Origin of the sequence: Leucobacter chromiiresistens (genome assembly GCF_900102345.1) — a bacterium.
In the GTDB taxonomy this organism is placed as follows: Bacteria; Actinomycetota; Actinomycetes; order Actinomycetales; family Microbacteriaceae; genus Leucobacter; species Leucobacter chromiiresistens.
Genome location: NZ_FNKB01000001.1, coordinates 1,177,092 through 1,189,757 on the forward strand (window position 1 = coordinate 1,177,092; position 12,666 = coordinate 1,189,757).

The window sequence follows — 12,666 nt, forward strand, 5'->3', positions numbered from 1 at the left end:
TCGGCTACGACTTCGCCGCTGCGAGCTGGAACTCGACGGCTACGACTTCGCCGCCGTGAGCTGGAACTCGACGGCGCCGCTGTCTTCCACCGACACGAACCCGAGGTCGGGCGCCTCGACGCCGAAGTCGGAGAAGGTGATGGGGATCGAGCCGGCGATCTCGGCGGTGGTGCCGTCGCTGCGCACCTCGATCGCGGCGGTGACGGTGCGGGTCTGGCCGGCGATGGTGAGCTCGCCCGTGGCCTCGGTCTGCACGACGTCGCCCGAGGCGGGAGCACGCTCGAGCGTCACCGGTTCGGCGAGCACGAACGCGGCCTCGGGGAACTCGTCGGTGCGCAGCGCCTCATCGCGGAAGTAGGCGTCGCGGTTCGCGCTGTCGGTCTCGATGCTGGCGACGTCGACGGTGAGCTCGGCGGCCGTGAGCGTGAGCCCGGTGTCGTCGATCGTGAAGGTGCCCGTCACGTCGTCGGTGCGCCCGGTGACGGTGACGTCGGTGCCGTTCAGCACCTCGTCGACGCGGTACCCGGCCTCCGAGCCGTCGGTCACGCTCCAGCCGCCGACGAGGAAGCGGGGGTCGAGCTCCGCCACCCCCGCGTCGCTCTCCGCCGTCTGATCGGGCGATCCGGGCGACGACGGCTCGGAGGCGAGCGACGGCGCGTCGGCCGCCGGCCCGGCGATCAGGTCGCGGTAGATCACGGGCCCGGCGATGGCCGCGGCGACGGCGAGCACGACGACGCCCGCGCCGACGCCGATGAGGATCTTCTGGGACTGCTTCACGGTGTCTCCCGGGGGTCGGCGCGGAGGGGCTTCGCGCTGCGGTCGGCCGAACCCCACCGCGGCGGCTGCCCGCTGCGGTGAACCCGACCCTCTGACGTCCACCCTGGCAGCGCGCGCCCGGAGGACGCCCGGGGAAGGCCGGGAGGATGCTGGGAGCGGTGCGCGTCAGAGCGCCGCGAGCAGCGCCTTCCAGTGCGCGCGCCACTCCTCGATGCGCTCGCCGTCGGCGAGGCCGTCGTGGCTGACCGCGAGGGTCGTCTTGTCGCCCTTCGGGGTGGCCGACACCTCGACCCGGCCCGCGCCCTCGAGGTCGAATCGTCGGAAGCTGCGCTTCTCGGTGCGCGACGTGCGCGTCGCCGACACGGTGTGGCCGAGGTGCTCGGTTCTGGAGCCGTGCGCTGCGCCCCACGCCTCGATCGCGGCGTCGCGGTCGGTCGCCAGCGTGCGGCTCGCGCTGACGCGGAAGGTTCCGGCCGACGACTGCCCGGGGACCCGCATGCCGGCGTGCTGCTCGTAGGCGATCGCGATGGCCTGCGCCCACCAGTCGGGGTTGCGGAGGTCGTCGGCGAGGGCGGCGCGGGCGATCTTCACGATCGCGGGGTGCTGCAGCGTGGGCGCGCCCTGCGCTTCGAAGAGCGCCACCCAGGCGCTCCACTCGCGCCCCGACGCCCGCTCGATCGCGGCCACGCTCTCGGGTCTGGTGCGGTTCGCCTCGTTCATGGGCCGCCTTTCGCTGCTCGCCGTGGTGCACTGCGCGGGGGAGGGGCGCCGCGCGCTGCCCGCGCTGCCCGCGCTGCCGTGCGCCGCCCCGCGCTGCGCGTTGCGCTCAGTGTAGCGGCGCGGTGCATGCTTGAATAAGAGGCATGGAGGCATCGGGGGCGGGGCGCGAGGGGCGACGCCACGTCGAGCACGTGTCGTCGCAGCACCGGCCCGCCGGGATCGCCGACTCGCAGTGGCCCGCCGACGTCGCGGGGTCGGCGCCCGAGCCGCAGGAGTACCGGGTCGACCTCGAGCGCATCCGCTTCTCCTCGTACTTCGCCCGGCTCTCCGATGTGACGCAGGTGGTGCCGCAGACGGGCGTGGGCCCGGTCATGCACAACCGGCTCACCCACTCGCTCAAGGTGAGCGCCGTCGCGCGGGTGATCGCGGCCCAGCTCGCCGGGCGCGCCGCCCGCCACGCCGACTTCGTGCGCGGCGATCTCCCCGAGGACGACGGGGTCGGCGCGATCATCGCCCGCCTCGGCGGCTGCGACACGATCGTCGCGCAGGCGGCGGCGCACGCCCACGATCTCGGGCATCCGCCGTTCGGGCATCTCGGCGAACGGGTGCTCGACCGGGTGGCGCGGGATCGGCTCGGCCTCGCCGAGGGGTTCGAGGGCAACGCGCAGAGCTTCCGCATTCTGACGCAGCTCGACACGCTCGGGCGCGACTTCCCGGGCTTGAACCTCACGGCGGCGACGCGCGCGGCGACGCTGAAGTACCCGTGGACGCGCGGGGCGTGGGTCGGGGTCTCGACCGATGACCGCGCGGCACCCGATCGCCCCCGCGGCGTCGGGGTCGATACGGAGAACGGCGCGGAGAAGTTCTCGGTGTACGCGCTCGACGTCGTCGAGATGGAGACGGCGCTCGCCCCCTTCCCGCATATCGCGGACGGCGTGCAGACGGTCGAGTGCGCCGTCATGGATCTCGCCGACGACATCGCCTACGCGGTGCACGATCTCGACGACTTCACGCGGGCGGGGGTGCTGCAGCAGTCGTCGGTCGCCGGCGAGTTCCGAGCCTGGCTCGATCATGCAGGAGCACTGGCCGGAGAGCCTGACGACGCCGTGCGATCGGCGTGGCGCACCCCGGGTCGGTCGCTCGAATTGCTCTGGCGGCGACTCCACGCGAAAGACGGCTGGATCGCGGATCGCGATGCGTTCCGCACCGCCGTGCGTCGGGTGAGCGAGGAGGTGGGGGAGACCCTGCTGGCCGCCCCGTACGACGGCGGCATCGACAGCGAGCGGTCGGTCTCCGACTTCACGCGGCGCTGGATCGACCACCTGCGCACGTCGATCGTGGTGGAGGAGCGCCCGCACGTGCGCAGCGGCCACGTGCGCCTGAACACGCAGGCGTGGCACGAGGTGATGGTGCTGAAGTTCGTGCACGCGCACTTCGTGCTCGAGCGGCCGGAGCTCGCGCAGCCGCAGCGGGGGCGGGCGCGCGTGGTGGAGCAGCTCGCCCTGGGGTTCGACGCCTGGCTGGCGGACCCCGATGATGCGGGGCGCGCGCCCCGGCGCCTGCTCGAGTGGGCCGACGACGCGACGGAGGCCGTGTTCGCGGTGCGCCGCGAGCGCCCCGAGCTGCTGATGGGCGACACCAGCGACGCCGGGCTGCGGCGGCAGGGGCGCAGCCGGGCGATCCTCGACTACGTGGCGTCCTTGAGCGACCAGCAGGCTGTGACGACGTATCGGGCGTTGACCGGAGGAGTGACGAGTGAGTGAGCAGGGGCGGCATCGAGACCGCGTGATCGCGGAGCTGATCGAGGTGGGCCGCGATGCGGTGGGGCGCGGTCTGGTGCTCGCGAGTGCGGGCAACCTCTCCGCGCGGATCTCGGAGCGCGAGTTCGCGGTGACGGCGTCGGGCACGTGGCTCGATCGCCTGACGCCCGACGACTTCGCGGTGCTCTCCGTCGACGCGGCGGAGACGGGCGACGCCCGCCCGTCGGGGCCGCGACCCTCGAGCGAATGGAAGCTGCACCACCGCGCGTACCGCGCCCGGCCCGATGCGGAGTGCGTGCTGCACCTGCACCCGCGCACGGCGGTGGTGCTGGCGAGCATCGGCACGCCGATCCGGAGGCTCACCCTCGATCACGCCTACTATCTGGGGGAGATCGCGGTCGTGCCGTTCTACCACAACGGCACCGACGAGCTCGCCGATACGGCCGCCGAGGCGCTGCGCGACCACGACTGCGTCGTGATGCAGCACCACGGTTGCTCCGTCGTCGCCGATACCGTGCAGATGGCGTACCGGCGCGCGCTCAACCTCGAGGATGCGGCGCAGGCGACCGCCCTGGCCGTGCAGCTCGGTGATACCGGAACGGTCTTCCCCGACGACGCGGCGGCGCACGCGTAGGCTCGCCCGCCCGCGGAAGGCCCGCCGGCCGAGGCCCTGCCCGCCCGTTCGCCCGCCGAGGCCCCGCCCGCCCGTTCGTTCGCCGAACCCCCGCCTGCCGGCCGAGGCCCTGCCCGCCCGTTCGCCCGCCGAGGCCCCGCCCGCCCGTTCGCCCGGCGAGCTCCCGCTCGCCCGCCGAGACCCTGCTCGCCCGCCGAGGTCCTGCCGAACGCGCGCGTTCTCAGTAGGGTCTCGGTGCATCGGCAGGGGTTCGGTGCACCGCCAGGCGCACTGGCAGGCGCACCGGCAGGGGTGCAGCGCGCCGGCGAGATTCCGGCGCGCGGACCGAACGGTGCGCAATGTCTCACCGATGGCGGAGCGGCAGCGGCACTCCGAAAGCGCGCAGCATCGCCGCGAAATGCTCGGTGGTGCTCGTGTCGCGGTGCCCCCAGTGGATCATTCGGCTTCCACTGCTTCCCGTGATCCAGTCGTCTCTGCGTTTCTCGCGCAGCACGGCTTCGCCGGGGGACCGTTCGCCGAGCATGCGAGGATCCAGGTACTTCTGCGCGCCGTCGCATTCGCCGAGAACGCCGAGCCCGACCAACCGGAAATCGACGAAGTACCGGCCTCCGCCAGGCGCGGGCACCGCGAACTGCGGTTCGACTTCGATACCGAGCCGATCGAAGTGCAGGCGGCTGATGCTCTCGAGCGGAGAATCGGCGCGTCCATCTGCGAATTCGATGACGCGACGCAGCCGACGCACGCCACGCGCGCCGGGAGCATTGCGCGTATGCGAGCGCAGGTGCTCCCGCCAGGCGCTGCAGGCGGCTGCATCGACCGTCCGTTCCGAGCGGGCCTGCGAACGGAGGTGCGCATCGGCGTACGCGACGAGAAGCTCTTCGCTCTCGGTGGCCGCAAGGTCGATCAGGGTGCGATCGGGCCCGGTGCACCGCATCCCGTCGACTTCGACGATGTCGCGCTCGTCGAGCGGCAGCTGGTGCCGGATGAGGGTGCGGCTGCGGGCGTGCGAGGTCGTCGCGATCACGTGGACCGCATCGTTGCGGAATCCCCAGAGCGGCAGACCGAGCAGTACCGCCGCGGACACATGAGAGAACACCGGTGGGCTGTGACCGTGCGACTCCCGGTGAGCAACGAGTACCGACGCGAGATGACGGTCCTGCGCGTACCACCGCTGCCAGGTGCTCGCTTCGACGCATCCGTTTCTGCCGACGCGCTGCCACGCGCCGGAGCGAAACTTCGCAGCAACTGCTCGCCGCTGCATCCCGTGGCGCTGGTGGTCGGTGTGCTCGAGCGCCGTGGCGACGCGGGTCACGTGGTCGGGATGGTGCATGGAGGTAGTCAATACCGATCGCCGAACGTGAGAGTCGCGGCAGAGCGGAACTCTGGACGAGTCATGGCGATCCGGGGAGGAGACAGGCTGTGAGCGGAGTGCTGCTGACGCGCTCAGCCGCTGCCCGCGTGCCGAGGCCCTGCTCGAGCGCCGAGTCCCTGCCGAAAGGGCGTGCGCGAGGCAGGGCCTCGGCGCGCAGGGAGGGGCTCGGCGCGCAGGGAGGGGCTCGGCGGGAGGAGAGGGGGCGGCGGGCCAGCGAGCGGGCGGGGCGGCGGGCCAGCCAGCAGGCAGCGCCCCGGCACGCGGCAGGGCCGCGCAGCCCGGCAGCCCGCTACGGGGAGACCGGGAACTCCCGTCGCGGATCCCAGGGCACCGACCAGCCGAGCTCGTCGAAGAGGCTCGCGAGGGTCATGCCGGTGAAGCCCCAGACGAGGTGCCCGCCGAGGTGGGGGCCGAGCGCGAAGGCGGCGCCCCGGTAGGTGGAGGCGCCGTGCCGCAGCACCGAGGTGCCGCGGGCCGCGGGGTCGAGCATCTCGGCGACGGGCGCGCGGAACACCTCGACCGATTCGGCGTGGTCGGCGGCGACGGGGCTCGCACGGCGCCACCATCCGACGACCGGGGTGACGAGGTTGTTGCTCACCGGAATGTGCACGGGCTGCAGGGAGCCGAGCACCTCGACGCCGCTCGGCTCGACTCCCGTCTCCTCCGCGGCCTCGCGCAGTGCGGTGTGCGCGGCGTCGCGATCGTGCGGCTCGGTGCCGCCTCCGGGGAACGCGATCTGCCCCGCGTGGTGCCGCATGCCGTCGGCGCGGCGCGTGAGCAGCACGTCGAGCTGCGGCGGCACCGTTCGGGCGCCGTGCTCGGCCGGGTGCCGGTCGAGGGCTCCGAACAGGATCAGCACGGCCGATCGCCGCAGCGGCCGGTCGGTGCGGGGCGCCTGCGGGGTGAACGCGACGGCTGCGCGGCCGCTCGCGAGCGCTCGCAGCTCGCGTTCGGCGTCGGCGACGGTTCGGGGCATACCCGACACCCTACAAGCCGAGCGCCGCCGGCGGCTCAGGCGTCTGCGAGCAGATCGTAGATGCTGTCGGGCACGCGCTGGGAGCGCGCCCACGGCTCGCGATCGCGACGTGCGACTCGCTTGACCTGCTCCGATTCCTCCGTGCGCACCTGGGTGAGCACGGCGACGACGGCAGCGCGCTCGGCGTCGTCGACGCCCCGCGTGATGAAGCGGATGTCGTCTCCGCGGAGCACGTCGTCGACGACCGTCTCGCGCTTCGCGGCGTCGCGCGCGGCGGCGTCGGGAGGCAGGATCGCCCCGCCGGCGCGCGTCTCGGCGTCGGCGGGCGGTGCAGCGTGCTTGGCCACGGTGTGCTCGCTCTCGGTGCTCGGTTCGGTGATGGGGTCGGTGCTCGGTTCGGTGCTCGGATGGGTGCTGGGGCCGGTGCTCGGGGTCTGGCGCATCCCGCTCACAGCGGGATGTTGCCGTGCTTCTTCGCGGGCTGCTCGGTGCGCTTGCCGCGCAGGCCGCGGAGGGCCTTGATGACCGCGAGGCGGCTGCCGGCCGGCTCGAGCACGTTGTCGAGCTCGCCGCGCTCCGCCGCCAGGAAGGGGGAGGTGACGTCGGCGGTGTACTGGGCGGTGAGCTCCGCGCGCAGCGCCTCGACGTCGTCGCCGCGCTCTGCGGCTGCGGCGAGCTCCTTGCGGTAGAGGATGTTCACGGCGCCCGCACCGCCCATGACGGCGATCTCGGCGGTGGGCCACGCGATGTTGAAGTCGGCGCCCATCTGCTTCGACCCCATCACGATGTACGCGCCGCCGTAGGCTTTGCGGGTGATGATGGTGACGAGCGGCACGGTGGCCTCGGCGTAGGCGTAGAGCAGCTTCGCGCCGCGGCGGATGACGCCCTGGAACTCCTGGTCGGTGCCGGGCAGGTAGCCGGGCACGTCGACGAGGGTGAGGATCGGGATGGAGAACGCGTCGCAGAACCGCACGAAGCGGGCCGCCTTCTCGCTCGCGTCGATGTTGAGGGTGCCCGCCATCTGGCTGGGCTGGTTGGCGACGATGCCGACCGTGCGGCCCTCGACGCGACCGAACCCGATGAGCATGTTCGGCGCGAACAGCGGCTGGACTTCGAGGAAGTCGCCGCCGTCGAGAATCGCCTCGATGACGGTGAGCATGTCGTAGGGCTGGTTCGGGCTGTCGGGGATCAGCGTGTTGAGGCGCCGGTCCGCGTCGGTGATCTCGAGCGCCGTGTCGGTGTCGTAGATCGGCGCTTCGGCCAGGTTGTTGTCGGGGAGGTAGCTGATGAGCGCCCGCGCGTAGTCGAGCGCGTCGTGCTCGTCGCTCGCGAGGTAGTGCGAGACGCCGCTGGTCTTGTTGTGGGTGAGGGCGCCGCCGAGCTCCTCGAAGCCGACCTCTTCGCCGGTGACGGTCTTGATGACGTCGGGGCCGGTGACGAACATGTGGCTCGTCTTGTCGACCATGATGACGAAGTCGGTGAGTGCGGGGGAGTAGACGGCGCCGCCGGCCGACGGGCCCATCACGATGGAGATCTGCGGGATGACACCGGAGCACATGGTGTTCAGGCGGAAGATGCTCGCGTACTTGGAGAGGGCGACGACGCCCTCCTGGATGCGCGCCCCGCCGGAGTCGAGGATGCCGAGCACGGGGGCGCCGGTCTTCAGCGCGAACTCCATGGCCTTCACGATCTTCTCGCCGGCGACCTCGCCGAGCGATCCGCCGAAGGTGGTGAAGTCCTGCGAGTACACGACCACCTGGCGGCCGTGGATCGTTCCCGCGCCGGTCACCACGGAGTCGCCGAAGGGGTGCGACTGCTCCATGCCGAAGCCCTGGGAGCGGTGCTTGACGAACTTGTCGAACTCGACGAACGAGCCCGTGTCGAGCAGGGTCGCGATGCGCTCGCGTGCGGTCATCTTGCCCCGCGCGTGCTGCTTCGCCGCGGCCGCCGCGTCTCGGTCGCCGACGGCTTCCTGGTACTTGCGGCGATGGTCCGCGATGCGGTCGGCGGTCGTCGCGGGTGCGGTGTTCTCTGCAGTCACGCCTGCCAGCCTAGCGCGGAGGGCATGCCCGCACCCTCCGAACCTCTCCAACGGAATCGAAACTCCTTGGTGCGAACCCTACGAATTCAGTCGAACATGTCGCCCAGCAGTCCGCCGAGCAGCACGCCTCCGATCACCGGGCCGAGCACGCCCCCGCCGCCGCCTCCGACTCCGCCGCGGCCGCGTCCGCCGCCGCCCCACGGGCCGCCGCCTCCGCCGCCGCCCCAGCCCCAGTCGTCGTCATCGGGGCGGGAGGAGTCGATGTCGCGCTGCGCGAGGCGCAGCGACTCGTCGGCGAGTTCGGAGGCGCGGCGGGCGCGCTGCAGCACCTGCTCCCGCGAGTCCTCCGTCATCGGCAGGGCGGCGATCTCGCTGCGGTGGCGCCGCGCCTCGGCGAGCCGGGTGCGCGCGTCGGCGCCGATCCAGCCCCGGTGCCCCTCGATGAGGCTGGCCGCGATGCCGATGGCGTGGTCCGCGGCCGCGATGCCGTGCTGCACCTGCGCCTCCGAGGGCACGGGCCTCGCGGCGCGGGCGCGGGCGGCGTCGAGTGCGGCGTTGGCCGACGAGACGAGGGAGAGGTCGGCGAAGGGATCGCGCTGGCGCCCGGCGCTCACCTCGGCGAGGGCCGCCTCGAGTCGTTCGATCGCGTCGTCGACGGACGCGTTGCGGGGCTCGGTGCGGGCCGCGGCGATGTCGCTGCGGGAGTCGTCGATGACGTCGGCGAGCGTGTTCTGCGCGCGCAGCGCCTCGATCTCGAAGCTGTCGACGCCGTCGAGGATCGAGGCCGCCCGCCGCACGGTCTCGGTCGCCGTCTCGAGCGCGAGATTCGCGTCGGCGAGGGCGCCGGCGGCGCGGCGGCGATCGGAGAGGTCGGCGGAGTGCTCGGCGAAGTCGAGCAGCTGCTCCACGTCTTCGGAGTGGAGCCTCACGCGCTGCAGCGCCGAGGGGCTGTACCGCTCGGCGAGACGCGCCGCCGCGCGCTGGGCGTCGGGCACGCGCTCGCGCAGGGCGGCGGCGTCGGCGCGCACCCGCTGCACCATCTCGGGGGCGCGGCGTGCGCGTTCGACGCGCGCCTGCAGGGCGGCGGTGCGCTCGTCGAGCACCGATTCGGCCCACTCGCACAGCTGCAGGATGCGCGCGTTGCGGGTGCGCACCTCGTCGGGGGTGTCGGGGATGTGGTCGTGGTTGAGCTGGTGCAGCTGGAACGCCTCCCCGAGGTGCTCGCGCACCGAGTCGAGGCCGGCCCTCAGCTCGGCCGTCGCGTCCTCGCCGAGTTCGGCCGTGGCGAAGGCGAGCTCGTCGCCGGTCGCGCGGATCCGCTCGTCTGCGGCGACGATCGCGCTGCGCGCCCGCTGCGCCTGCTGCGCGTCGGAGGCGTGCTGCCGCTCCTGCGACTCACGATCTCGGCGTCCCCAAAATGCCACGGTGTGTCCTGTCTGCTGAGTGCGATGGGTGAGACGGTGCCGAGCGGGGCGGGCCCGGATCGGCCCGCCCCGCCCCGCTCGGTGGGCGGTGGTTACTGCTCGAGCGCCTGCGGCGAGCGGCCGGCCTTGAGGGCGGCGAGTCGCGCCTCGACCTCGGTGACGGCTTCGAAGTTCTCGAGCTCGTTGAACTGCGAGTCGAGCGTCGACGCGGCGATCTCCTGCTTGCCGCGCGCGAGGGCCTCCTGGCGGCGGATCTTGTCCTCGAACCGGCCGAGGTCGCTCGTCGGGTCGAGCACGTCGATCGACTTGACGGCGTCGGCGACGCGGTTCTGCGCCTCCGCGGTCTTGGCGCGCGCGACCAGCTCGGAGCGCTTCGTCTGCAGCTGCTGCAGCTTCTCGCGCATCCCGTTGAGGCCGTCCTTCAGCTTCGCGGTGACCTCGCGCTGCGCGGCGATGGTGGGCTCGGCGGCGCGAGCCTCGTTCTCCTCGGTGATCTGGCGCTGCAGGGCCACCTTCGCGAGATTGTCGAACTTGTCGGCGTCGACGGAGTTGCCGGCCGAGCGCAGCTCGTCGGCCTTCGCGCTCGCCGCGATCGCCTTGCGCTCCCACTCGCGCGCGGTGCGCACGTCCTCGTCGTAGTCCTGCTCGAGCAGCCGCAGGTTGCCGATGGTCTCCGCGATCGCGGCTTCGGCGTCCGAGATGTTGGAGGAGAAGTCGCGGATCAGCTGATCGATCATCTTCTCGGGGTCTTCGGCCGAGTCGAGCATCGAGTTGACGTTGGCCCGGACGAGGGTGGTGATGCGACCGAGGATGGACTGCTTCGACATGTGAGTTCCTTTCGGCGGAGCGGTTTGGATCGAGTGTAAGGATCGGGACTGGGGAAGCGCCGAGTCAGAAGCGCCCGCCGCCGCGGCGGCCCGAGCGGCCGCCGCCCGAGCGCCGCGAGGAGCCTCCGGATCGGCGCGAGGAGCGGCCGGAGCTGCGGGAGAAGCCCCCTGAGCGGCCCGAGGATCGGCGGGAGCCGCCGCCCCAGGAGCCGCTGGAGCCGCCGCCCCAGAACCCGCCCCCCGAGCCGCCGTAGCCGGAGCCGCCGTTGCCCCCGCCGAGGATGCCGCCGAGCACCGCGGCGAGGTCGCCGCCCGCCGACGAGCCTCCGCCGGAGCCGCCGCCGTAGCCGGTGCCGAACCCGGAGACGTCGGACTGAGCGGCGGAGAGCGCCTCGGCGGCGAGGCTGCTCGCGCGCTGCGCGTCGGCCAGCGCGGTCTCGGGGTTCGCGGATCGCGCGGCGTCGGCGCGTGCGAGGGCGGCGCGAGCCTCCGCCGCCCGGGTGCGCGCCCGCGAGCCGATGGCCCCGCGCCGTGCGTCGATGAACGCCTCCGCCTGCCGCACCTGACTGTCGGACTGCGCCATCTGGGCGTCGAGCAGTCGGCGCGCACGCTCGGCCTGCTGGGCGGAGTGCACTGCGCCGTCGATCTGCGCGTTAGCGGCTTCGAGCGCCTGCACGGCCCGACCGGGCCGCCGCTCGGCGCCCGAGAGGTCGTGCCTCGCCTGCGCGATGCGCTCCTGCGTCGCGGTGATGGCGGCGGCGACCCGGCCGTCCGCATCGGGCACGGCTCGGGCGCCCGAGACGTCGGCCTCCAGCTCGCCGATGAGTTCCGCGCAGCGGGCCTCGATGCTCGCGAGTTCGGGGCCGCGCGCGGCGATGGCGCGGTGGATCTCGTCGGCCTGGGCGACCGCGGCCTCGGCCTCCCGGATCGCCACAGCGGCCGCTCCCGAGTCGGGCGGGGCGGCCCCGAGCGCGGTGGAGGCGGCGCGCTCGCGATCCTCCGCGAAGGCGAGCAGCTGCTCCGCCTGCTGCACGGCCCCGTCGAGCGCGCCGAGCTCGTCGGCAGCGTAGGCGGCGGCGAGACGCTCGGCCTCGGCTCGGCTCTGCGCACCCCGCGCCCCCGCCTGCTCCCGTCGCGCGACGGCCTCGGCGAGCGCGGCGGGCGCGTTCTGCTCGATCGCTCTCAGCCGCGCGAAGGCGTCCGCCTGCGCGTCGAGCACCTCGTCGACGGCGGCGCAGAGCTCGATGATGCGCTGCAGCCACTCCCGCTGCTGCGCGTCGGTGTCGGGTGTCGCGTCGTCGAGCTGCTGGCGCAGGGCGAACGCCTCGAGCAGGCGCGCGCGGGCCGTCTCGACCGCGTCCGCGTAGGCCGAGACTGATGCGTCGCCGAACTGGGCGCGGGCGAACTCGAGCTCCTGGGCGCTGCTCTTCACGGCGTCGTCTGCGGCGACGAGCGCCGATCCCGATGCGCGCTCGAGCTGCGCCAGATCCTGCTCGGCGGCCGCTGCATCGCGTCGGCGGCGCACGAGCCGCGAGACGCCGAACGCGGCTCCGCCGAGCCCGAGCACCCCGGCGCCGACGCCCACGACGACGGCGGTGTTGCGGCCCGGCGCCGCATCCTCGGCCTCGAGCTGCTCTGCGGCCGCCGTGACGGCTCCCGCCCAGTCCTGGTCGCGCAGCTCGGGGAGCACGCGCTCCTCGATGCGTCCGAGTGCGGCATCGCTCAGCTCGCCGTCCGCCGACGACGAGAGGTAGTACTGGCGGCCGTCGGTGGCGACGGCGAGGAGGTACTGGGAGTCGCCGAGGCCGTTGAGCTCGGCGGTCTCGTCGGCCCACGCGATGCGATCAGCAGGGTCGGTGAACTCGTCGACGAATACGACGAAGAGGTCGAGCCCGGTCGTGTCGAAGGCCTCGGCGAGTCTGGCGTTCGCGGCCCGCTCCTCGGAGTCGTCGAGCACGTCGACGGCGTCGGTGACGTATTCGCTGCCGAGGGTGCCCGGGCCGACCGCGGCGGCGCTGGAGGCGCCCGCGGCCAGGAGGCCCGCGCCGAGCACCGCGGCGAGCCACCACCGCCCGAGCGGTCGAGGTCGCAGATCGGGGGACAGGCCTGAGTGCTCCACAATCGGAGTGTATTCG

General features: G+C 73.2%; 11 protein-coding genes. 3 read left to right on the top strand and 8 right to left on the bottom strand.

Annotated features, from left to right (window positions below; genetic code table 11):
* Positions 1 to 39 precede the first annotated feature (39 nt).
* Together BLT44_RS05485 and BLT44_RS05490 are read right to left on the bottom strand one after the other, a co-directional pair.
* On the bottom strand, positions 40 to 777 hold the full coding sequence (locus tag BLT44_RS05485) for a YceI family protein (RefSeq protein ID WP_010155062.1): 738 nt from the start codon (positions 775 to 777) through the stop codon (positions 40 to 42).
* Between the two features lie 165 nt (positions 778 to 942).
* Positions 943 to 1,497 (bottom strand): hypothetical protein, encoded by a 555-nt coding sequence (locus BLT44_RS05490; RefSeq protein WP_010155061.1) that lies wholly within the window; start codon positions 1,495 to 1,497, stop codon positions 943 to 945.
* 143 nt (positions 1,498 to 1,640) lie between these two features.
* On the opposite strand from BLT44_RS05490, the gene BLT44_RS05495 reads away from it, so the two are divergent.
* The 3 genes from BLT44_RS05495 to BLT44_RS15570 all read left to right on the top strand — a co-directional run bounded on the left by BLT44_RS05495 (position 1,641) and on the right by BLT44_RS15570 (position 5,314).
* Positions 1,641 to 3,260 (top strand): deoxyguanosinetriphosphate triphosphohydrolase family protein, encoded by a 1,620-nt coding sequence (locus BLT44_RS05495; RefSeq protein ID WP_010155060.1) that lies wholly within the window; start codon positions 1,641 to 1,643, stop codon positions 3,258 to 3,260.
* Positions 3,253 to 3,891 carry a class II aldolase/adducin family protein gene (locus tag BLT44_RS05500; RefSeq protein ID WP_010155058.1) on the top strand — a complete coding sequence of 213 codons (639 nt, stop codon included), beginning with the start codon at positions 3,253 to 3,255 and terminating at the stop codon, positions 3,889 to 3,891. The genes BLT44_RS05495 and BLT44_RS05500 overlap by 8 nt, the downstream gene beginning before the upstream one ends.
* Before the next feature lie 331 nt (positions 3,892 to 4,222).
* Complete coding sequence (locus BLT44_RS15570) at positions 4,223 to 5,314, top strand: hypothetical protein (protein ID WP_155818991.1); 1,092 nt, start codon at positions 4,223 to 4,225, stop codon at positions 5,312 to 5,314.
* Between the two features lie 238 nt (positions 5,315 to 5,552).
* On the opposite strand, the gene BLT44_RS05510 is transcribed toward BLT44_RS15570, so the two are convergent.
* From BLT44_RS05510 to BLT44_RS16030, 6 genes are all read right to left on the bottom strand, one after another.
* Positions 5,553 to 6,239, bottom strand: coding sequence for an NUDIX hydrolase (locus BLT44_RS05510; protein ID WP_010157864.1), 687 nt, complete (start codon positions 6,237 to 6,239; stop codon positions 5,553 to 5,555).
* 35 nt (positions 6,240 to 6,274) lie between these two features.
* Positions 6,275 to 6,691: a hypothetical protein gene (locus BLT44_RS15860; RefSeq protein ID WP_010157865.1), complete on the bottom strand. Its 417-nt coding sequence runs from the start codon at positions 6,689 to 6,691 to the stop codon at positions 6,275 to 6,277.
* A complete protein-coding gene (locus tag BLT44_RS05520) occupies positions 6,688 to 8,280 on the bottom strand; it encodes an acyl-CoA carboxylase subunit beta (protein ID WP_010157866.1) in 1,593 nt (530 codons plus the stop codon). Before BLT44_RS05520 ends, BLT44_RS15860 begins: the two co-directional genes overlap by 4 nt.
* An 86-nt stretch (positions 8,281 to 8,366) precedes the next feature.
* The gene (locus tag BLT44_RS15575) at positions 8,367 to 9,704 is read right to left on the bottom strand and encodes a coiled-coil domain-containing protein (RefSeq protein WP_074689995.1); all 1,338 of its coding nucleotides are present in this window, start codon (positions 9,702 to 9,704) and stop codon (positions 8,367 to 8,369) included.
* A gap of 92 nt (positions 9,705 to 9,796) precedes the next feature.
* Positions 9,797 to 10,531 carry a PspA/IM30 family protein gene (locus BLT44_RS05530; RefSeq protein ID WP_074689997.1) on the bottom strand — a complete coding sequence of 245 codons (735 nt, stop codon included), beginning with the start codon at positions 10,529 to 10,531 and terminating at the stop codon, positions 9,797 to 9,799.
* A 64-nt stretch (positions 10,532 to 10,595) separates the two neighbouring features.
* Positions 10,596 to 12,650 (bottom strand): TPM domain-containing protein, encoded by a 2,055-nt coding sequence (locus BLT44_RS16030; protein ID WP_176783272.1) that lies wholly within the window; start codon positions 12,648 to 12,650, stop codon positions 10,596 to 10,598.
* Positions 12,651 to 12,666: the final 16 nt, after the last annotated feature.